Annotated in this window: 17 protein-coding genes; 10 read left to right on the plus strand and 7 right to left on the minus strand. The window is 73.8% G+C overall.

What is annotated here, in order from left to right:
- Nucleotides 1–183 precede the first annotated feature (183 nt).
- Nucleotides 184–1,266 (plus strand): O-antigen ligase family protein, encoded by a 1,083-nt coding sequence (locus tag ACIQ7D_RS14140; RefSeq protein WP_403937194.1) that lies wholly within the window; start codon nucleotides 184–186, stop codon nucleotides 1,264–1,266.
- 128 nt (nucleotides 1,267–1,394) lie between these two features.
- On the opposite strand, the gene ACIQ7D_RS14145 is transcribed toward ACIQ7D_RS14140, so the two are convergent.
- Together ACIQ7D_RS14145 and ACIQ7D_RS14150 are read right to left on the minus strand one after the other, a co-directional pair.
- Nucleotides 1,395–1,961, minus strand: coding sequence for a hypothetical protein (locus ACIQ7D_RS14145; RefSeq protein ID WP_403937195.1), 567 nt, complete (start codon nucleotides 1,959–1,961; stop codon nucleotides 1,395–1,397).
- A 73-nt stretch (nucleotides 1,962–2,034) separates the two neighbouring features.
- Nucleotides 2,035–2,841, minus strand: coding sequence for a glutamate racemase (locus ACIQ7D_RS14150; RefSeq protein ID WP_403937197.1), 807 nt, complete (start codon nucleotides 2,839–2,841; stop codon nucleotides 2,035–2,037).
- 58 nt (nucleotides 2,842–2,899) lie between these two features.
- On the opposite strand from ACIQ7D_RS14150, the gene ACIQ7D_RS14155 reads away from it, so the two are divergent.
- A complete protein-coding gene (locus tag ACIQ7D_RS14155) occupies nucleotides 2,900–4,108 on the plus strand; it encodes a glycosyltransferase (RefSeq protein WP_403937199.1) in 1,209 nt (402 codons plus the stop codon).
- Between the two features lie 29 nt (nucleotides 4,109–4,137).
- On the opposite strand, the gene ACIQ7D_RS14160 is transcribed toward ACIQ7D_RS14155, so the two are convergent.
- The gene (locus tag ACIQ7D_RS14160) at nucleotides 4,138–5,496 is read right to left on the minus strand and encodes a TerD family protein (RefSeq protein WP_403937201.1); all 1,359 of its coding nucleotides are present in this window, start codon (nucleotides 5,494–5,496) and stop codon (nucleotides 4,138–4,140) included.
- A 270-nt stretch (nucleotides 5,497–5,766) separates the two neighbouring features.
- Between ACIQ7D_RS14160 and ACIQ7D_RS14165 the strand changes: the two genes are divergently transcribed.
- The 4 genes from ACIQ7D_RS14165 (at nucleotide 5,767) to ACIQ7D_RS14180 (ending at nucleotide 10,814) form a co-directional block, all read left to right on the plus strand.
- Nucleotides 5,767–6,258 carry a DUF6643 family protein gene (locus ACIQ7D_RS14165; RefSeq protein WP_403937203.1) on the plus strand — a complete coding sequence of 164 codons (492 nt, stop codon included), beginning with the start codon at nucleotides 5,767–5,769 and terminating at the stop codon, nucleotides 6,256–6,258.
- A gap of 142 nt (nucleotides 6,259–6,400) precedes the next feature.
- Nucleotides 6,401–7,249: an MOSC domain-containing protein gene (locus ACIQ7D_RS14170; RefSeq protein WP_403937204.1), complete on the plus strand. Its 849-nt coding sequence runs from the start codon at nucleotides 6,401–6,403 to the stop codon at nucleotides 7,247–7,249.
- Between the two features lie 313 nt (nucleotides 7,250–7,562).
- Nucleotides 7,563–8,171, plus strand: coding sequence for a hypothetical protein (locus tag ACIQ7D_RS14175; protein ID WP_403937206.1), 609 nt, complete (start codon nucleotides 7,563–7,565; stop codon nucleotides 8,169–8,171).
- 228 nt (nucleotides 8,172–8,399) lie between these two features.
- Nucleotides 8,400–10,814: a right-handed parallel beta-helix repeat-containing protein gene (locus tag ACIQ7D_RS14180; protein ID WP_403937208.1), complete on the plus strand. Its 2,415-nt coding sequence runs from the start codon at nucleotides 8,400–8,402 to the stop codon at nucleotides 10,812–10,814.
- Here the strand turns inward: ACIQ7D_RS14180 and ACIQ7D_RS14185 are convergent.
- Nucleotides 10,784–13,234 (minus strand): hypothetical protein, encoded by a 2,451-nt coding sequence (locus ACIQ7D_RS14185; RefSeq protein WP_403937480.1) that lies wholly within the window; start codon nucleotides 13,232–13,234, stop codon nucleotides 10,784–10,786. The two genes, ACIQ7D_RS14180 and ACIQ7D_RS14185, sit on opposite strands and share 31 nt — an antisense overlap.
- A gap of 254 nt (nucleotides 13,235–13,488) precedes the next feature.
- Here ACIQ7D_RS14185 and ACIQ7D_RS14190 point away from each other — a divergent pair, with 254 nt between their 5' ends.
- Nucleotides 13,489–14,391, plus strand: coding sequence for a DeoR/GlpR family DNA-binding transcription regulator (locus tag ACIQ7D_RS14190; RefSeq protein WP_403937209.1), 903 nt, complete (start codon nucleotides 13,489–13,491; stop codon nucleotides 14,389–14,391).
- A gap of 44 nt (nucleotides 14,392–14,435) precedes the next feature.
- Complete coding sequence (locus ACIQ7D_RS14195; protein ID WP_403937211.1) at nucleotides 14,436–14,888, plus strand: SRPBCC family protein; 453 nt, start codon at nucleotides 14,436–14,438, stop codon at nucleotides 14,886–14,888.
- A gap of 24 nt (nucleotides 14,889–14,912) precedes the next feature.
- Here ACIQ7D_RS14195 and ACIQ7D_RS14200 read toward each other — a convergent pair whose 3' ends face one another.
- Nucleotides 14,913–16,136 (minus strand): PLP-dependent cysteine synthase family protein, encoded by a 1,224-nt coding sequence (locus ACIQ7D_RS14200; protein WP_403937213.1) that lies wholly within the window; start codon nucleotides 16,134–16,136, stop codon nucleotides 14,913–14,915.
- Between the two features lie 197 nt (nucleotides 16,137–16,333).
- Here ACIQ7D_RS14200 and ACIQ7D_RS14205 point away from each other — a divergent pair, with 197 nt between their 5' ends.
- Complete coding sequence (locus ACIQ7D_RS14205; RefSeq protein WP_403937215.1) at nucleotides 16,334–16,651, plus strand: hypothetical protein; 318 nt, start codon at nucleotides 16,334–16,336, stop codon at nucleotides 16,649–16,651.
- A gap of 252 nt (nucleotides 16,652–16,903) precedes the next feature.
- Nucleotides 16,904–17,428, plus strand: coding sequence for an ATP-binding protein (locus ACIQ7D_RS14210; protein WP_403937217.1), 525 nt, complete (start codon nucleotides 16,904–16,906; stop codon nucleotides 17,426–17,428).
- Nucleotides 17,429–17,600: 172 nt separating this feature from the next.
- Here ACIQ7D_RS14210 and ACIQ7D_RS14215 read toward each other — a convergent pair whose 3' ends face one another.
- Together ACIQ7D_RS14215 and ACIQ7D_RS14220 are read right to left on the minus strand one after the other, a co-directional pair.
- Complete coding sequence (locus tag ACIQ7D_RS14215) at nucleotides 17,601–18,818, minus strand: ROK family protein (protein ID WP_403937219.1); 1,218 nt, start codon at nucleotides 18,816–18,818, stop codon at nucleotides 17,601–17,603.
- Nucleotides 18,819–19,320: 502 nt separating this feature from the next.
- A complete protein-coding gene (locus tag ACIQ7D_RS14220; protein WP_403937221.1) occupies nucleotides 19,321–19,629 on the minus strand; it encodes a hypothetical protein in 309 nt (102 codons plus the stop codon).
- Nucleotides 19,630–19,666 lie beyond the last annotated feature (37 nt).

Genomic DNA, 19,666 nt, shown 5'->3' on the forward strand with positions numbered 1-19,666 from the left:
GGGTGAGACCTTCCCTCCGGGGCCGCCGCGGACGCCCGCGACGGGCACACTTCTCCGCAATCCCTCCATATCCCTCCACAAACGCCCGTCCCTGCCGTTAACGTGTGCGCCAGTCCGTGCCGTACGGCCCGGATCCGGCCACACGCACAGGGCGGGGCCTGTCACAGCTCGGGGGGCGACACCATGGCCGCACCGTCTTACCGGGGCGCGGCGGGACGGCGCGGCAGGGCGCCCGACGCGGTCGGCGCCGCGCTGCTCGCCGGCTCCGCGGTGTGGGCGCTGATCAGCGCGGCGGGGCGGGAGGGCCGGCCCGAGGGGGTGCTGCTGGCGGTACTCGCCGTCACCACGGGGTACGTCGTCGGCCGGATCGGCGGATCGCTCGTCCCGGTCGCCACCGCGTCCGCCATGGCGCTGGTCTGGCTCGCCGGGGCGATCGCATCCAGCCAGGAGACATTCGGTACGGCGGTGAGCGCGGCCTCTCCGCCCGGCGACTCGGGGGCGGTGGCCGCGCTGCTGGTGCTGGCCGGCGGGGCGGCCTGCTGCGCCGGGGCGGGGGCCCGGCGGGCGTCCGCGCGCCTGGCGGCGCGGCTGCTGGCCCTGGCGATCGCGGGGTGCGCGCTGCTCCTCGGCTCGGTCGTGGGGTTCATCGCGGCGCTCGGCGTTCTGCTGTGCTCGCTGGCGGCGGCCCGGATGCGCGCACGGTTCCTGGGGCTCGCGGGGTACGCCCTGGTCACGGTGGTGGTGGTCGGGGCGTCCTGGGCGGTGGCGGAGCGGGCGCTCCCCGAGGGGCTGACGGTCTCGTTGGAGGGGCAGCTCACCCCGCACCGGGCGGAGCTGTGGCACGACGCCGCGGAGCTGGCGAGGGAGCGCCCGGGGCGTGGCGCGGGTCCTGACCGGTTCGGCGATCTCAGCCCGGCCGCCGCGGGGTCGCTGGACGGCGACGGCAAGCCGCACTCGGCGCCGCTCCAGCAGGCGGCCGAGCAGGGGGCGGTGGGCGTGGTGCTGCTGGGCGGACTGTACGGCTGGTGGCTGTACGCACTGGGACGCTCGCCCTGCTCCACTCCGGTGATTCTGACGGCGGGGGCCGCGCTGACGGCGCTGGCGGCCCTGGCGACCGTGGGCAACGCGCTGAGCTTCACCCAGGTGACGGCGGGTGCGGGGCTGCTGGCCGGCCTGGCGACGGCGCGGCCGGCGGCGGGCGACGGCCCTGACGCGGCACCGGGCAGGACCGGGGGCGCACGGGCCGGGGCCGCCGCCGAGGTGTAGCGGGGCGAGCGGGCGAGCGGCTTCAGGGCGGTGGCGTACGGGCGGCGCGGCGACCGCGTACGAGCCCCGGGCGTCACGGCGGTGGCGTACGGGCGCCCGCGCCGGGTGTCCGTACATACTCCGTGGTGTCAGACGCCGGCCGTGCCGGTCCCCGTCGCCGGCAGCAGGCCCAGCCGGTGGCGGATGATCCGTACCGCCGACTCGGCGTCGTCCACCGTGACCGTGAACGTCCTGCCGTCGCCCAGCTTGAGGACCAGGGCCTCGCCCCGGCGGACCACCACCGCCGTGCCCATCTCGGGGCGCCAGCGGTAGCCCCAGCCGCCCCACTGGCGCGGGGTCACCCGGGGCGCGAAGTCGGCGTCCACCACCTGGGCGAACTCGATCCGGCGGCGCGGCAGGCCTATGTGGCCGCAGCGCACCTCCAGACACTCCTCGTCGACACTGACCGCCACATGGACGAAGGCCAGCGTGCCGAAGAGGATCAGCAGGCCCGCCGCCACACAGCCGACGACGGACATCAGCAGGGCCACGGGGCCGCTGTTCCAACTGGACTCGACGGCCAGCTCGACGCCGAGCGCGACACAGGCCGCGCCGGCGGCGGCCGGCAGCCACTGCACACGGTTGGTGGCGCGGCCGCTCCAGGTCTCCGGCGGGGGCGGGGCCACCTGGCTCTCGGGCCCGGGATGGTCCTTCATGCCTTGCAGCGTACTCAGATTCCGCGCGTCGGGGAGTCCCTGTGGACAACGGACGACGGCTGAGCCGAACGGGTTACTCGGCCCGTACGAGGCCCGCGAGGGCGCGTCCCTCCGCGTACGCCAGCGCGGACGGCGGCAGCGCGGACTCGCGCCCGCCCAGCAGCACCGTGAGCCGCCCCTGGGCGCCCTGGGCCGCCGGGTCGGGGCGTGCGGCCCCTGCGGGGACCGCGCCGATCCGGCGCAGCGCCTGCGCGGCGACCGCGCCGGCCGAGCCGTACAGCACGGGCTCCGGCAGACCGGCCCCGGTGACCGCGGCGAGGATGCGCCCGGCGACCAGTTCGTAGTGGGTGCAGCCGAGGACGACGGCCCGTACGCCACGGGGGGTCAGCGTCGCGGCGCTCGCCACCGCGCGGTCGATCGCCGCCTCGTCGGCGTGCTGCACGGCGTCCGCGAGCCCCGGGCAGGGCACTTCGGTGACCTCGGCGGAGGAGGCGAAGTCACGGATCAGGGCGCGCTGGTACGGGCTGCCGGTGGTGGCCGGGGTGGCCCAGATCGCGACGGGGCCGCCGCCGGCCGCCGCCGGCTTGATCGCCGGGACGGTGCCGATGACCGGCAGCCCCGGCTCCAGCTCGGCGCGGAGCGTGGGCAGCGCGTGGACCGAGGCCGTGTTGCACGCGACGATCAGGGCGTCGGGCCGGTGCCCGGCCGCGGCGCGCGCGACGGCGAGGGCCCGCTCGGTGACGTCCTCGGGGGTACGGGGCCCCCAGGGCATCGAGTCGGGGTCCGAGGAGAGGACGAGATCGGCGTCGGGGCACCGCCTCCGTACCGCGTCCGCCGCCGCGAGAAGGCCAATGCCGGAGTCCATGAGCGCGATCTTCACCCGGTCACCATAGTCGACGGCCCTTGCGGTCCTCCCCCAGTGGTGCAGACTGCGGCGAATGAGCGCCGTTGTCTGGATCGCCGTGGGTTCGCTGGCCGCGTGGGGCTGGCTGTTGCTGGGTCAGGGGTTCTTCTGGCGTACGGATCAGCGGCTGCCCGAGCATGAGGGGTACCAGGAGAATCACAAGGGGCCGGAGGGGGACGACGGCCGGTGCTGGCCGTCGGTCGCCGTGGTCGTACCGGCCCGGGACGAGGCCGCCGTACTGCCCGAGTCGCTGCCGTCCCTGCTGGCGCAGGTCTATCCGGGCACGGCGGAGATCTTCCTGATCGACGACGGCAGCCGGGACGGTACGGGCCCGCTGGCGCGCGAACTCTCCGCGCGCTACGGAGGGCTGCCGCTGACGGTGTCGTCGCCCGGGGAGCCCGAGCCCGGCTGGACCGGCAAGCTGTGGGCGCTGCGGCACGGCATCGCGCTGGCCCGCGCCCGCGACCCCGAGTATCTGCTGCTGACGGACGCGGACATCGCCCATGAGCCGGACAGTCTGCGGGAGCTGGTGGCCGCCGCGCGGTCGCGGGAGTTCGACCTCGTCTCGCAGATGGCGCGACTGCGGGTGACGAGCGGCTGGGAGAAGCTGGTCGTCCCCGCGTTCGTCTACTTCTTCGCGCAGCTCTACCCGTTCCGCTGGATCAACCGGCCCGGCGCTCGGACCTCGGCCGCGGCGGGCGGCTGTGTCCTGCTGCGTACGGAGACGGCCGTACGCGCCCGGGTGCCGGAGTCGATCCGCCAGGCCGTGATCGACGACGTGTCCCTGGCCCGGGTGGTGCGGCGGGGCGGCGGGCGGATCTGGCTGGGGCTGGCGGAGCGGGTGGACAGTGTGCGGCCGTATCCGCGGCTGGCCGATCTGTGGCGGATGGTCTCGCGCAGCGCGTACGCCCAGCTCCGGCACAATCCGCTGCTGCTCGTGGGCACGGTGGCGGGGATGGTGGTGGTCTATCTGACGCCGCCCGTGGCGCTGTTCGCGGGGGCGTTCGGCGGGAACGGGGCGGCGGGGTGGCTGGGGTTCGCGGCGTGGGCGGTGATGACGGGGACGTACGTCCCGATACTGCGCTACTACCGGCTGTCCCTGTGGCTGGCCCCGCTGCTGCCGTTCACCGCGTCTCTCTACCTGCTGATGACGGTCGATTCGGCGGTGCGGCACTACCGGGGACGCGGGGCGGCCTGGAAAGGGCGGACGTACGGCCGGCCGCGGACCGCCCCCGATCCCTGACGGACGGGGCGGACGGCCCGCGGCGTAGGTCACTTCCTGCCGGGCGTCCAGTTCATGCCCCAGCCATAGGCGTAATCGATGGTCCGCTGCGGGCTGACGCCGCGTTCCGGTACGAGAAAACGCGCCTCGCGCTGGACGACGAGGTCGGAACCGGTATTGGTGATCAGCGCGAGTGAGCAGACCGTCGAGGCCACCGTGCATTCGCCGAGCGAGAAGTCGATCGCGGCGCCGTGCTGCGGCTGAAGGGTGACCGTCGCGTCGAGATCCGCGAAACTGCGGGCGCCTTCGTAGATGGTGACGAAGATGACGACGCGGCGCAGCCGGTCCTTGTGGTCGAGGTTGACGGTGAGGTTCTCGCCGCTGGAGACGGCGCCGGTGCGGTCGTCGCCGTCGAGATGGATGTACGGCGGCTGGTTGAGCGCGCCGAAGGCATTCCCCAGCGCCTGGACCACGCCTTTGCGGCCGTCGGTCAGTTCGTAGAGGGCGCACAGGTCGAGATCGAGATCCGCGTGCATGGCGACGGCGCGGCCGAGTTTGGCGCCCCAGCCCTTGAACTGTTTACGCACCTGCCAGTTGAGGTTCACCCGCATCGCGCCCGAGGTTCCGCCCTGTTTGGTCAGGGAGACGGACGGCGCCTCTTTTGTCAGCGTCACCTTGCTGAGGCGTACGGGCGTTGCGGGCGCCGCCTGCGGGGCGGGCGCGGGAGCCGGGGCGGGGGGCGTGACGGGAACGGGAGGGACGGCGACGGGCGGCATGGTCGGCGCCTGGGCCGGTGCCGGGCGGGCCGGAGGCGCGGACCGGGCGGCGGAAGCGGCGGGTGCGGCCCGGGACGGCGTCCGCGCCGGGGCCGGAGCGGTGGGTGCCGGGTCGTCGACCGAGATGCCGAAGTCCGTTGCCAGCCCGGCGAGTCCGCTGTCGTAGCCCTGGCCGACGGCCCGGAACTTCCACTGCCCCTGCCTCCGGTACAGCTCGCCGACGACGAACGCCGTCTCGACGGTCGCGTCCGTGGAGTCGTACCGCGCGATCTCGGCACCGGTGGCCGCGTCCAGCACCCGTACGCGCAGTCCCGGTACCCGGCCGAAGGTGCCGCCGTCGGCGGAGGCCGCGAGGACGATCCGCTCGACGGCGGGTTCGACCCGGGCGAGATCGACCGCGAGGCTGTCGGTGACCTCCGCACCGATGGGCTTCTTGCCTTCGTGGCGTACGGTCCCGGACGCGTGCCGGGGCTGGTTGTAGAAGACGAAGTCGGCGTCCGAGCGGACCTTTCCGGACACGAGCAGGAGCGCCGACGCGTCGACGTCCGGCACCCCCGGCCCTGAACGCCATCCCAATTCGACGCGAACGGCGGCCGCCGTCACCGGAAGATTGGCTCCTTTAAGCATGGACATGCTCGCCCCCATCGCGCGTCGCTGAGTCCGAGGATTCGGTCCCGTCAAACCTAATCGAGGCGTCGCCGCGGCGGCAGCGTTGACAGCGCGGACACCGCGGGACCCACTGGTAACCCCCCGCGAACTTGCCTTTTACACGATCCCAGCGCGTCAGGACGACCGATTTTCCCAGGTTCGCTCGCATTGGGGATGCGAAGCCACCCAGAGCTCCCTAAAGAACCACCTTTCCCGACTCCCCAACCGACGCGTCCTGGGCTTAACTTATGTTCTATGACCTCCCCCCGCGCCACCTACGGCGGCGGTTACTACACCGCCCCGGCGTTCCCGGACACCCCTATCTACGACTCCCTGGTCGCGGAGCGGGGCACGCCTCAGATCGCCCCGATCCGAGTGCCCGCCGCCTACGACTCGGGCAACAGCTATCTGCCCGCTCTGCCCGCCGCGCTGCCCGCCCTCCCGGCGGGCCCCTCGCAGTCCGCCCCGTCCTACGGAGGCGGCTACCCGCAACAGCAGCCCATGCAGCAGATGCCGCAGCCGATGCCGCTCCAGCAGGCGCCGGCTCCGTACATCCCGCAGCAGGCCGCGGCGCCCCGCGGCTACCAGGCGGCCCCGCCCCAGCAGTACGGGCAGCCCCAGCCGCAGCGCCCGATGCCCGGTACGGGGTACGAGGCGATGCGTCCGGCGGCGGCGCGCCCGGCGCCCGCGGCTCCGCAGCAGTACGAGGACCCGTACAACCGGCCCTACCAGAACCGGGGTTACTGAGACAGCCCGCTCGCGAGAGACGGCCCTCCCGCGGGGCGGAGGCATCGGCGGGAGGGACAGCGGGAAGGGCCGGTGGTGTCCGGCCGTCGGGCGGGCCGGGGCAGGATCCGTCGTGCGGGCGGCCGGCTGACAGGATGGCTTCATGCCGAAGCCGCTCCACACCGTTGTGCACGCCCTGGGGGTCCACCCGGTCAAGTCCATGGCCGGCGGTACGCCCGGCAGCGCCGTGGTGGAGCCCTGGGGGCTCGCCGCCGACCGCCGCTGGGCCCTGGTCGACCGTACGGGCAAGGTGGTCACGCAGCGCCAGCGTCCGGGGCTGGCGCTGGTCCGCGCGGAGCCGCTGCCGGGAGGCGGGATCCGGCTGCGTCGGCCCGGTGCCGGCCCGGTGGACATCGAGGTTCCGGAGCCGGGAGGCGCGGACCTTGTCGTCGCGGACATCTTCGGGACGAAGGTCGAGTCGGTCCCGGCCGGTCCGGCCGCGCGGGAGGTGGACCGCCGGCTGAGCGCGTACCTCGGGGAGGAGGTCCGGCTCGTCCATCTCGACGACCCGGCCACGCGCCGCCCGATCGACCCGCTCTTCGCCCGGCCCGGCGAGACGGTCTCCTTCGCCGACGGCTTCCCGCTGCTCGTCACCACCACGGCGTCGCTCGACGCCCTCAACGCCCTGATCGCGCACGGCGACCATCCGGACGAGGGGCCGCTGCCGATGGACCGGTTCCGGCCTAATCTCGTCGTGGCGGGGACGGACGCCTGGGCCGAGGACGGCTGGCGGCGGCTCGCCGTCGGCGAGGTCACCTTCCGGGTCGCCAAACCCTGCGGACGCTGTGTCATCACCACCACGGACCAGCGCACGGCGGAGCGCGGCAGGGAACCGCTGCGGACGCTCGGCCGCCACCGGCGCATCGAGGGGAAGCTGGTCTTCGGGCAGAACCTGATTCCCGAGTCGACCGGCACGGTACGGGTGGGCGATCCGGTGACGGTGCTGGAGTGACCCGCGCCGCCCGAACGCGCCACAGGAGCGGTTGAGGCAGGAGTGAAGCCGCGCCGTACGGCGCGCCGGCCGGCGCGGCAGACGTGCCGTACGGCCGAAAAGCCCCCTGTGCCCGGCGCCGCCCCACGCTCGCGGGAACACGGCGTACGGGGCCGTCCGTTGAGCGGGCGGGCGGATGCGGCGGATGCGGATGCGCGGATGCCGGTGCGCAGGCCACCGAAGTGAGCTTGCTCTCTCTTCGCGCCGACGCCGCGTGGAGCCCGCCGCCCCGGTCAAGACGGACGGGGAGGACAGGGAAAGGGGGTGCGGACTTGTGCGCACCGTGGTGGGACTCTGGCGCTGGCGGCGCAACCCCCTGCGCCGGGGCACCGATCTGGCCGAGGCGTGGGTCGCGCTGACGGCGGTGCTGCTCCTGGCGCTGGCGACACCGGTCGTCGGCTGGCTCGGCGGCAAGCGGGTCGACGCGGCGCTGCGGGAGACGGCACGGGTCCAGCACGAACAGCGGCACAGAACCTCCGCCCTGGTCGTCTCCCGTACCCCGCGACGGGCGCTGCCCGCGTTCGACGCGGAGTCGGCCACCGAGCAGAACATGGGCACCCGCGTGGTCGCGACCTGGCGCGCGCCCGACGGCACGGCGCGCGGCGGCACGGTCCCCACCCCGCTGCGCACCCCTCGCGCCGGGGACACCTTCACCATCTGGGCCGACGCACAGGGCAGGTATGTACGGGCTCCGATGAACGCCGAGGCCGGCCGCGTCCACGCCGCCCTGGCCGGCCTGGGCTTCGCCACCCTGGGCGCCGGGCTGATCGAGGGCGTCAGGCGGCTGATCGTATGGCGCCTCGTACAACGGCGGTACCAGCGGCTCGACCGCGCGTGGACCGAGACCGGTCCTGACTGGGGGCGTACCGGGGCGGGCAGTTAGGGTCTTTCGTTCTCCAGGGGCGGGCACCCTCGCGTGACCGGGAAGTTGTCCGCCATGTCCGGGGCCCGGCCGGAAAGCGGCGTTCCGGACCCGCTGTTCGCGTCAACCCGGCGGCGCCGCGCGCGCTACGGTGGTGCCGCCCGGTACGCCGCACTGACCGGGGGCCGGGGCCGGCACCCGGGACGGCACGACACGGGCACACGCACGAGGTGGGGACAGAACAACGCCATGGCACAGGGCACGGTCCAGGTGACCAACACCGGAACATCGCGTTGGCGGCGGCGCACGGGCGAGTACGCCTCCCTCGCCGCGGCGCTGGAGGCCGCCGGTGACGGTGACATCCTCACCGTCGCCCCCGGGACCTACCGGGAGAATCTCGTCGTCACACGGGCGGTCACGCTCCGTGGCGCCGAGGGCTCGCTGGGCTCCGTACGGATCGCTCCGGTCGACGGCGTTCCGCTGATCGTGCGGGCCTCGGCCACCGTCCAGGCGCTCCATGTGGAGGGCCAGGACGCCACCGCCCCCGCGCTGCTCGTGGAGGACGGCACCCCGGAGCTGACGGATCTGCGGATCGTGACCCGCTCGGCGGCGGGGCTGGAGGTCCGGGGCGCGGCGCGCCCCACGGTGCGGCGGTGCACGGTCGACAATCCGGCCGGGGTCGGCATAGCCGTACTCGACGGGGCCGGCGGGGTGTTCGAGGAGTGCGAGATCGTCGCGGCCGGCCAGGCCGGCATCTCGGTGCACGGTGGCGCGCATCCCCGGCTGGAGCGGTGCCGGGTCCACCACGCCTCCGGTTCCGGGCTGGCCGTCACCGGCGAGGGCAGCGGCCTGGAGGCGATCGGCTGCGAGGTGTACGAGATCAAGGGCACCGGGGTGCAGATCGCGTCCCGTGCGGCGGTCCACCTCACCGACTCGTCCGTGCACCGCACCTCGGCGGACGGGATAACCCTGGACACGGACGCGGTCCTCACTCTCTCCGACTGCGACATCCACGACATCCCGGAGAACGCGGTCGACCTGCGTTCGCGTTCGGTGTTGACGCTGACCCGCTCCACCGTGCGCCGTTTCGGCCGCAACGGGCTCTCCGTGTGGGACCCGGGCACCCGCGTCGACGCCAACCAGTGCGAGATCCACGACAGTACGGGCGACTACCCGGCGGTCTGGGTCAGCGACGGCGCGACGGTCGTGCTCGACTCGTGCCGGCTCCACGACGTGCCCGACGCGCTCTTCGTCCTCGACCGGGGCTCGCGCGCCGACGTCGTGGACAGCGACATCTCCCAGGTGCGCAACACGGCCGTGTCGGTGAGCGACGGGGCGACCGCCCAGCTCGACGACTGCCGGATCAGGGAGGCGTCCACGGGCGCGTGGTTCCGCGACCACGGCAGCGGCGGCACCCTCAGCTCCTGCACCATCGACGCCGTACAGACCGGGGTCATCGTCACCAAGGGCGCCGACCCGACCATCGAGCGCTGCACGGTCACCTCGCCCACCGAGGCGGGCTTCTACGTCTCCGCCGAGGGCCGGGGCACCTTCCACAACTGCCGGGTGACGGGCAGCGGTGGTTACGGATTCCATGTCATGGACGGCTGCCGGACGACGCTCACCCGCTGCCGTACGGAGCGCTGCGCGCGCGGCGGGTACGACTTCGCGGAGGACGGGCCGACCGCCGAGGACTGCACCAGCGACGAGAGCGGCGTCCTGGCCCCGCCGGCGCCGTCCGTGGAACCCACGGCGAAGCTGACGGCCTCCCAGTCCCCGGGGCTGCTCGGGCCGGTGCCCGCGCTGCCCGCCCCGGCCACGCCGCCCGGGGTCACCACCACCAGCGAGCCCGCGCGTGGCTCGGAGGAGGTCCTGGGGGAGTTGGACGCGCTGGTCGGTCTGGACAGCGTCAAGCGCGAGGTACGGGCGCTCACCGACATGATCGAGGTCGGCCGGCGCCGCAAGGAGGCGGGCCTCAAGGCGGCCTCGGTCCGCCGCCATCTCGTCTTCACCGGCTCCCCCGGCACCGGCAAGACGACCGTGGCACGGCTGTACGGCGAGATCCTGCACTCCCTCGGGGTGCTGGAGCGCGGCCACCTCGTCGAGGTGTCCCGGGTGGATCTGGTCGGCGAGCACATCGGGTCGACGGCGATCCGTACGCAGGAGGCGTTCGACCGGGCGCGCGGCGGTGTGCTCTTCATCGACGAGGCGTACGCGCTCTCCCCCGAGGACTCCGGGCGTGACTTCGGCAAGGAGGCCATCGACACGCTGGTGAAGCTGATGGAGGACCACCGGGACGCGGTCGTGGTGATCGTCGCCGGGTACACCGCGGAGATGGAGCGGTTCCTCACCGTCAACCCCGGTGTGGCGTCCCGTTTCTCCCGGACGATCACCTTCAGCGACTACGTCCCGCAGGAGCTGCTGCGGATCGTGCAGCAGCAGTCCGAGGACCAGGAGTACCGGCTGGGCGAGGGGACGGCCGAGGCGCTGCTCACGTACTTCACGGAGCTGCCGAAGGGGCCTGCCTTCGGCAACGGCCGTACCGCGCGCCAGACGTTCGAGTCGATGGTGGAGCGGCACGCGGGCCGGGTCGCCCAGCTCCCGGAGACCAGCACGGACGATCTGACCCTGCTCTACGCCGACGATCTGCCCGAACTGCCCTGAGTCCCGCCGCCGTCCCGCGACGGCGGGGCGAGCCGGGCCCGGGCCGCGTCGGTGCGCTGCGGCGGGAGCAGCGGTGGCAGCCGGTCGAGGAGTTCGGCGCGCTCCTCGGCGAAGACGGGGTCGGCCTGGTAGTCGGAGTGGCCGAGGATCGGCTCGGGCAGCGGGTGGAGCACCGTACGGCCGTAGGCGAGCGGGTCCTTGAGCGGGCCTCGGTCGACCTGGGCGCCGTCGCCGTCGGCGGGTACCAGCACCGGCCCGCCGATCGGGTCGGTGGCCCGCCACAGATTGCGCCAGCAGTGCAACTCCTTGCTCAGGTCGCTGAGTTGCTGGGCGCCGAAGTAGGCGGGGAACCAGCGGCCGTACAGCCGCTCCAGCGGGGAGCCGTACGTCAGCAGCGCGACGCGGTGGCGGGTGGCGGGTGCGAGCTGCCAGATGGCGGCGGCGGCGAGCACACTGCCCTGCGAGTGGCCGGAGAGGACCAGCCGGCCGCCGGTGCGCTCGGTCCAGGAGGCGATACGCCAGGTGAGGTCGGGGACGGCGCGCTCGGCGTAGCAGGGGGGTGCGAACGGGTGGGCGGCGCGCGGCCAGAACGTACCGACGTCCCAGAGGATGCCGATGGTGCGGCGGGCCGAGGGGTCGCGGTAGGCCCGGCGGCCCCAGGTGACCAGCACTATGAAGCCGAGCCCCACGAACCAGGAGCCCAGCGCCTGCGCGGTCTCCGCCACGGACTCCAGGAACGGCGAGGTGCCCCGCATCGCCTTGCCCGGCACCTGTCCGCTGATCCAGGATCCGGCGACCGCGGCGGCGCCGAGGAACAGGGCGGCTCCGGAGATCAGCCCGACGAGCCGGGGTACGGAGTCGGTGAGTTGGGCCCTGGCGCGGGCGCCGGCGACCTGACGGGTCCGGGGGGAGTCGTCGGCGCTCTCGCCGTACTCCTTCTCCACGGCGGGGGTCAGCGCCCGCCCTGTGCGTACGGTGCGGACGCACAGTCCGACGACGGGCAGCACCAGCAGCACGAGCAGTACCGGGATGACCGAGGCCTGCCAGCTCAGCAGCGCCGGGGGGCCGTCGATCGCGCCGCCGCCCATGCCGGGTGTGGCGTCGCCGTCCAGCCAGTCGGCGACGCGCTGGGCGACCCCGCCGGTCATCACCCCGGCCAGGGCGCAGGCGAGCATCGCGACGGCGGGCCCGGCGAGTCCGCGCAGCGCGGTGCGCGGCTGGGCGGCGCGGCGGTGCAGGACATGGGCGGTGACGGCGAGGGCGACGATCAGGGCGACCTGGGCGAGCGCGAGCACCCGGAAGGAGAGGTTGCCCGGCAGGGGGCCTGAGGAGGCCCAGCCGGGTCTGGACCATCCCGCGTACACCACGGCCAGGGCGAGTACGGCGAGTGATCCCGCGGGCAGCCTGTTGATCACCATCCGGTCGAGGGAGCCGTCGCGGCGGCGCTCGCTGCGTCCTCTGCCGCACACCACGTACAGCACCGCGGCGAGGCCGGCGGCGAGTGTCACCTGGAGCAGCAGGCCGAAGGGTTCGAGCGGTTCGCCGCCGGCGCGCCGGTCGTGGTCGGAGCCCGCCGCGACCAGGGCGGCGGCGATGGTGAGGAACCCGGCGGCGGTGTGGGCGGCGCGCAGCCGGGCGACGAGGCGGCGGCCGTACCAGAAGCCGGGCCGGCCGAGCGCGGGGCGCACCTTCACCCGCCCGTCGTCGTCCGAGGACCCCGGGGCGCGGGCGGCGTCGGCGGTGGCCGCGTCCCGGGCGGACGGTTCGGGGGCGGCGGTGCCCTGGACGGGCGGGCGCTGTGCCTCGTACGCGCTCCACGTCCGGTTGGAGAGGTACCACAACAGGGTGACCAGCGCCGTGGGCACGACGGCGGCGAGGGCGAGGCGCCGGCCGGGCTGCGACCACCAGCCGTGGGCCTCGGGCGAGAGGAAGCCGAGCCAGGAGCGCTGTTCGACGCAGGCCGCCGAGCCGGCGCACTGCCATGCCGTCAGATCGAGCGCGACCTCGCAGGCCGCCGCGGTGAGCAGCACGGTGAGGGTGAGGGCGACCAGGCGCACCAGCAGGCCGTACAGCCGCTGGGACGTGCCGAGCCCCTTGGTGGCCGGGCGCATCCAGTGGGCGAGGTTGACCACCATGAAGGGCAGGAGGAGCAGCCACAGGGCGCGGGAGCCGTTGCCCGAGGTGAGGTTGGACCAGCAGTACGCCTCGGGGATCGGCCGGTCGCGGTAGTCCTCCGGGTGCCGTTCGGCTTCGGCGTCGTCGGCCCGCCGGTACACGGCGGCCGTCTTGTCTCCGGTGATCCTTACCGTGCGCGGGTCGTCGAGCATCTCCTGCGGGGTGGCCCCGCCGACGCCGTGGACCAGCAGTTCGAGTGCGGCTCCGCCGCCGTGCGGCGCCGCTGTTGGTGAGGACACTTCGATGCTCGCTCTCGCGTGGGCGGACGGGGAATGGTGCGATGGAACAGTCCGGTGGAACGGTGCGGGGCTTCAGAGTCCCGGATTGTGGCAGTTCGGCGCCGGTCCGTCACCGAATCTCCCCGGCTCCCTCGTCCTGCGGCCACCGGCACGGCTGTCCGTACCCCGTGGGAGGATGGGGTGCACGACGGGACGGGACGGGGGCGCGCGATGCCGGTGCACAGCTGTGGTCCACGACGAGAAGGAAGGCCGGCGCGGCGGTGAGCGACAACCTGAACCTTCTGGCGGAGCAGCGCCGTGCGCTGATCCTGGACGAGGTGCGTCGGCGGGGTGGTGTGCGGGTCAACGAGTTGACCCGCAGGCTCCATGTCTCCGACATGACGGTGCGCCGGGATCTCGACGCGCTGTCCCGGCAGGGCGTCGTGGAGAAGGTGCACGGCGGTGCGGTTCCGGTGGTGGAGGCGAGTACGCACGAGCCGGGGTTCGAGGCGAAGTCGGCGCTGGAGCTGACCGCCAAGCAGGACATCGCGCGGGCCGCGGCGGCGATGGTCGTGCCCGGCAGTGCCATCGCGCTGTCCGGCGGGACGACGACCTATGCGCTGGCCCATCTGCTGCTGGACGTGCCGGATCTGACGGTGGTGACGAACTCGATGCGGGTCGCCGACGTGTTCCACTCGGCGCAGCAGACGGAGCCGGGCGGCGCGGGCCGGCCGGGGGCGGCCATGGTGGTGCTCACGGGCGGTGTGCGGACACCGTCGGACTCGCTGGTGGGGCCCGTCGCCGATCAGGCGATCCGCTCGCTCCACTTCGATGTGCTCTTCCTCGGGGTGCACGGCATCTCGGTGGAGGCCGGGCTCTCCACCCCCAACCTGGGCGAGGCGGAGACGAACCGGCGGCTGGTGGGTTCGGCGCGCCGGGTGGTGGTCGTGGCCGACCACACCAAGTGGGGGACGGTGGGTCTGAGTTCCTTCGCGACGCTGGACCAGGTCGACACACTGGTGACGGACGCGGGGCTGTCCGCGCGGGACCGCGCGGAGATCGCCGAGCTGCTGCCGGGGCTGGTGGTGGCGGGTGAGCGGGACGAGCCCGCGGCGGGGGACGAGCCCGCGCAAGGCGGGGACGGGTCGGGTGAGGAGTCCGGGGCGGCTCCGGGCGGAAACTGACGTGGCGTCACGCCGTTGTCCCGCCCCCGGCCTACGATCACCGGATGAGCGTCTTCCGTATCGACCGGGCCACCCCGCTCTCCGCCGACGAGGCCTGGCGGCGGCTCACCGACTGGCTCGCGCACGGCGCCCAGGTGCCGCTGACGCGGATCACCGTACGGACGCCGGGCCCGACCCGTACCGGCACGGTCCTCGTCGCGCGGACCGGGCTCGGGCGCGCCGCGTTCGACGACCCGATGGAGGTCGTCGTCTGGCAGCCGCCCGCGCCGGGCCGCCCCGGCCACTGCCGCCTGGAGAAGCGTGGCACGACGATCACGGGCTGGGCGGAGATCCACGTACGCCAGGATGCCGAGGGGGACGCGTACGGCGGCCCCGCCCGGGTGCGCTGGGAGGAGGAGCTGCGGATCGGCCCGCTCCCCCGCCGCCTCGACCCGCTCACCGCGGGCGCCGGGCGCCTGGTGTTCGGCCGGGCCGTCGACCGGCTGCTGCGGGGCTGACGTACCCGGCGAGCGGTACAGGGCTCAGTCCGGCCAGATCCCGGTCTCCAGGAAGCGGTCGAGGGTTTGCGCGTACGGGGCGATGTCCAGGCCCTGTTCGGCGAGCCAGGCGTCCGCGTAGTACTTGTCGAGGTAGCGGTCGCCCGGGTCGCAGAGCAGGGTGACCACGCTGCCGGTGCTCCCCCGCGCGACCATCTCCGCCACGATCCTCAGGGCGCTCCACAGCCCGGTGCCGGTGGAGCCGCCCGCCTTGCGTCCGATGGCCCGCTCCAGCGCCCGTACGGCGGCGACGCTCGCGGCGTCCGGGACCTTCATCATCCGGTCGATGGCGCCGGGCACGAAGCTCGGCTCCATCCGCGGCCGGCCGATCCCCTCGATCCGGGAGCCGCGGTCGCTGCGGGCCCGGTCGTCGTGGCGCGTCCAGCCGTCGAAGAAACAGGAGTTCTCGGGGTCGGGCACACAGATCCGGGTGTCGAACTGCATGTAGTGGACGTAGCGCGCGATGGTCGCGGAGGTGCCGCCCGTGCCCGCCGTGGCGACGATCCACGCGGGCTCCGGATAGCGTTCGAGCCGGAGTTGCTGGTAGATCGATTCGGCGATGTTGTTGTTGCCGCGCCAGTCGGTGGCCCGCTCGGCATAGGTGAACTGGTCCATGTAGTGGCCGCCGGTCCGCTCGGCCAGCCCCGCGGACTCCTCGTAGAGGGTGCCCGCGTCGTCCACGAAATGGCACCGGCCGCCGTGGAATTCGATCAGCCGGCACTTCTCCGCGCTGGTGGTGCGCGGCATGACGGCGATGAAGGGCACGCCGATCAGCTTGGCGAAGTACGCCTCGGAGACGGCCGTCGAGCCGCTGGACGCCTCGATGACCGGCTTGCCGGGCCTGATCCAGCCGTTGCACAGGCCGTACAGGAACAGCGAACGGGCGAGCCGGTGTTTGAGGCTTCCGGTCGGGTGCGTGGACTCGTCCTTGAGGTACAGGTCGATGCCCCACTCCTCGGGCAGCGGGAAGCGCAGCAGATGCGTGTCGGCGGACCGGTTGGCGTCGGCCTGGACCTTGCGTACGGCTTCCTTGAGCCAGGCGCGGTAGCCGGGGTCGCTGCGGTCCACGTCGACGGTCGGCGTGGCCCGCGGCGTGGCCGGCCCGCCGTTGGTGACGGGAACGGGCCCGCCCGCGGGGCCCGCCGGTCCCGCCGATACGGCCGGTTCCGTCGGCTCTTCCGGCCGTCCGCCCGTGTCTCGCCCGTTCATGCGCGCCGCTCCTCGCTGTCTCCGCACCGGCCCCCAGCCGCACCGTACCGCTACCACCTGCGTAAACGCTTGCTTTGGGTATCCATAGGAATAGCTTCTGGTGAGTGCGCTCCACGCGCTCTGGTGCTGGGCGGCATACTTGTGCAAACTGCCTTGAGGGGACGTACGGGGATGGGCACGGAGGGGGCTGAAACGCCATGGGTGAACCGGAGTTCGACGTGCGCGGTGTACGGATCGAGCGGTGGCCCCGCTCGCTCACCAGGGCAGGCCAGGTCCTGGTCCAGGACGGCAGGCTGGCGCTGCTGACCAGTTACGGCCGGGTGATCGACAGCGCGCCGCTGCGCGCCGTCCGGGCGGCGCGGCCGTGGTTCGCGGGGAGCGGCAGCATGGTCGCGACCGTCAACGGGACCCGCTACCGGCTGACCCTGGGGCAGCACGGGCACCGTCCCGACGCGACGGCGCTGGCCGGGCGGCTGATGGAAGCGGTCAGCAGGGCGAGCCACCCGAAGCCATGAGACACGCCGCCGCCTGACGCCGTACGGATGCCGGAAGCCGTACGGGCGCGGCGAGCTGTACGGACGCCGTGCAGTAGCCGGTCGGCCGCGAGTTGCGAAGGCAGGCCCCCGGGTTCACTCTGGTCACACATCACTCAGCGTTTCCCGGCGGTGACGCTGTGACCCAGCCCCGCCGGGCAGGAAACGGCGGCGAGCCGGTCGCTGATTCCGCATCCTCGTCTTCTTCCGGACCTCATTCGGGGAGTCGCAGCCGTGATCAGCCAGCCCAGCAGGCACTGCACGGTGGAGCTCCAGGCCCTGCCGTCACGGATCGGTCAGATCCGCAGAATCATCTCCGCGCAATTGCGCTACTGGCACCTCGACCTTCTCATCGACCCAGCGGCTCTCGGGGTGACCGAGCTGCTGACCAACGTGCACCGGCACGCACAGCCGGACAAGAGATGCACCGTCGACGTCGAGCTGCTGCTCGAACGGCTCACGGTCTCGGTCAGTGACCACGATCCGCGCCTGCCGACGGTGCACCACGCCGAGTTGTCCGACACGGGTGGCCGCGGCCTCGCGCTGATAGCGGCCGTGAGCGAGAGCTGGGGCATCCGTCCCCGGGGCGAGACGGGCAAGAGCATATGGTTCACCCTCCCGGCCCCACCGGTCGCCCTGGCCCTGCCGCTGCGTACGGTGTACGGCGCGACCACCGACGGCCCCTTCCCCGCGATGCAGTTCGGCATCGTGGCGGGGGCGCACATTCCCAGCACCTTCCGGTCGGCCACGGCCGGCTGACCGGAGCGCGACCCGGCCGTACGAACCGGCGTACACCCGGTGCGTACGGCCGAGCCGCGCCCGCGCCGCCCGAAGCCGCCACCCGGAGCCGCTGCGCCAGGGGGTCACCCGGATGGTCCAGTGGCTCCCCGCCGGGCCGTCCCGTGGCCGCTTCTCGCGCGCGGGCCGGCCGTCAGCGGCCGAGCGCGCCCAGCGGGTCGTCGAGCACCGGCTGCCACGCCAACTCGGCCGCCCCCACGAGGCTGTTGTGGTCGAGCGTGCAGGGCAGGATGGGCACCCCGCCGCTGCGCCCCCACAGACTGCGGTCGGCGACGACGGCGCGCAGCCGGTCCGGGTCGGAGTCGAGCAGTTCGCGGTGGAGCCCGCCAAGGATGATCCGGTCGGGGTTGAGGATGTTGACCAGACCGGCCAGCCCCAGGCCCAGCCGGTCGATCAGCTCCGCGGCGGCGCCCCGTACGGCCGGGTCGGCGTACTCCGTGCGGAGCAGATCGCGCGACTGCTGGAGCAGCGAGCCCTCGGGGCCCGGGGTGCGCCCCGCCGCGGTGAGGAAGGCGAGCGGGTCGGCCTCGACGTCGAGGCAGCCCTTGCCGCCGCAGTGGCAGGAGCGCCCCTCCGGGTTGACCGTGAGATGGCCGACCTCCAGGGCGAGGCCCGAACTGCCGGTGTGCAGGCGACCGTCGAGGACGAGCGCGCCGCCGACACCCCGGTGGCCGGTGGCGACGCAGAGGAGGTGCTGGGCGCCGCGTCCCGCGCCGTGCCGGTGCTCGGCGAGCGCGGCCAGATTGACGTCGTTACCGGTGAAGGCGGGGCCCTCGATGCCGGCGGCACGGACCCGCTCGGCGAAGATCTCCCGTACCCGGGAGCCGACGGGCCAGGCGATGTGCAGCGGGTTGAGCGCGGTGCCCTCCGGTTCGGCGACCGCGGAGGGCACGGCGAGGCCCGCGCCCACGCACCGCCGTCCGGCGGCGCGCAGCAGCCCCGCACCCGTCTCGACGGCCTCGCCGAGGACCTGCGCCGGGTCGGCCGAGGCCGTTCCGCGGCCGGGGGCGGTCGCGACGATCCGGCCGCCGAGCCCGACCAGCGCGGCCCGGAAGCCGTCGGCGTGGACCTGGGCGGCGAGGACGACGGGGCCCGCCTCGTCGACGGAGAGCCGGTGCGAGGGGCGGCCCTGGGAGCCGGCGGCGGCGCCGGGCCTGGAGTCCACCCGGATGAGGCCTAGGGCCTCCAGTTCGGCGGCGACCGCGCCGGCGGTGGCGCGGGTGACACCCAGCTCCGCCGTGAGGACGGCGCGGGTGGGCGCGCGGCCCGTGTGAACCAGTTCCAGTGCCGGGCCGAGCGCGCCGCGACCTCTCTCCAGCCGTGTTCTGGCCGTGCTCCCCTTGCCGTTCATGGGGGCGAGTCTCCCATGAACGGCAAGGGGCGGCGGGATCCGCGGGACGGCCCACGGCGCCTTGTACGGACGGCGCCGGGCCCCTATCCTCACTTTGTGCCGCTTCTGAACAAAATGCGGCGCCGGGTCGGCCACGGTGCACCTGCGGGGACCGGCTCGAACGGCGGTGACTTCTTCGCAGCGGTGCGGGGATCGCAGCTCGAACAGGACGGCGGCCAGGCATGGAGCGCACGGAACCAGCGCCCCCAGCTCGTGCGGCTCGACGGGCAGGTCCTCGGCCGTGATGGGCGGCCCTGGCCACAGCATCGTTACCTCCTGCTCCGTGGACCGGATACCCGCCACTCGGCGGTCAGGGAAGCCGTGCTCCATCGCACGCCTCCCGCTCCGCCGTCCGCAGGGCCGCGCCCTTATCACAGACCGAGCCGGCACTGCACTCGGCGCAGCACTCCAGGTGGTCCAGCCGGGGCCCGGTACAGCTCCGCGCGCCCCGGAGGCGACGGCGTCAGCCGAGCCACCCCCGCCCGGAGCAGATCGGCCACCACCTCCGGCGTACAAAGCTGGCGGGCCGTCCCCGGGGGACCGCCCAGTACGGAAGCGGGGGGACCGGGAGGGTCGAGTCGAGCCGTGGAACGCCGAGCCAGACGCCGCGGCCGAGGACTACCGCGTCCGGGGACCGCCACGTCTCGGTCGTCCCGGCGGGGACCAGGGCGTAGAACCAGATGCCCGGGTGGCAGACCACCGGGCCGTCGGCCAGCGTGGCCAAGGTGTCGCACACCTGCGCGGGGACGGTGCTGGCGGTCGGCGCATGCACGAGGTCCGGCGACATCTTGATGGCGTCGAAGCGTCCC

It is taken from the genome of Streptomyces sp. NPDC096310 (genome assembly GCF_044763125.1).
Classification (GTDB): domain Bacteria; phylum Actinomycetota; class Actinomycetes; order Streptomycetales; family Streptomycetaceae; genus Streptomyces.

Coding starts and splice junctions, on each gene's coding strand:
- ACIQ7D_RS14215 (WP_403937219.1), bottom strand. CDS start 18,818: ATGAACGGCAAGGGGAGCACGGCCAGAACACGGCTGGAGAGAGGTCGC.
- ACIQ7D_RS14180 (WP_403937208.1), top strand. CDS start 8,400: ATGGCACAGGGCACGGTCCAGGTGACCAACACCGGAACATCGCGTTGG.
- ACIQ7D_RS14170 (WP_403937204.1), top strand. CDS start 6,401: ATGCCGAAGCCGCTCCACACCGTTGTGCACGCCCTGGGGGTCCACCCG.
- ACIQ7D_RS14195 (WP_403937211.1), top strand. CDS start 14,436: ATGAGCGTCTTCCGTATCGACCGGGCCACCCCGCTCTCCGCCGACGAG.
- ACIQ7D_RS14205 (WP_403937215.1), top strand. CDS start 16,334: ATGGGTGAACCGGAGTTCGACGTGCGCGGTGTACGGATCGAGCGGTGG.
- ACIQ7D_RS14200 (WP_403937213.1), bottom strand. CDS start 16,136: ATGAACGGGCGAGACACGGGCGGACGGCCGGAAGAGCCGACGGAACCG.
- ACIQ7D_RS14165 (WP_403937203.1), top strand. CDS start 5,767: ATGACCTCCCCCCGCGCCACCTACGGCGGCGGTTACTACACCGCCCCG.
- ACIQ7D_RS14140 (WP_403937194.1), top strand. CDS start 184: ATGGCCGCACCGTCTTACCGGGGCGCGGCGGGACGGCGCGGCAGGGCG.
- ACIQ7D_RS14145 (WP_403937195.1), bottom strand. CDS start 1,961: ATGAAGGACCATCCCGGGCCCGAGAGCCAGGTGGCCCCGCCCCCGCCG.
- ACIQ7D_RS14160 (WP_403937201.1), bottom strand. CDS start 5,496: ATGTCCATGCTTAAAGGAGCCAATCTTCCGGTGACGGCGGCCGCCGTT.
- ACIQ7D_RS14155 (WP_403937199.1), top strand. CDS start 2,900: ATGAGCGCCGTTGTCTGGATCGCCGTGGGTTCGCTGGCCGCGTGGGGC.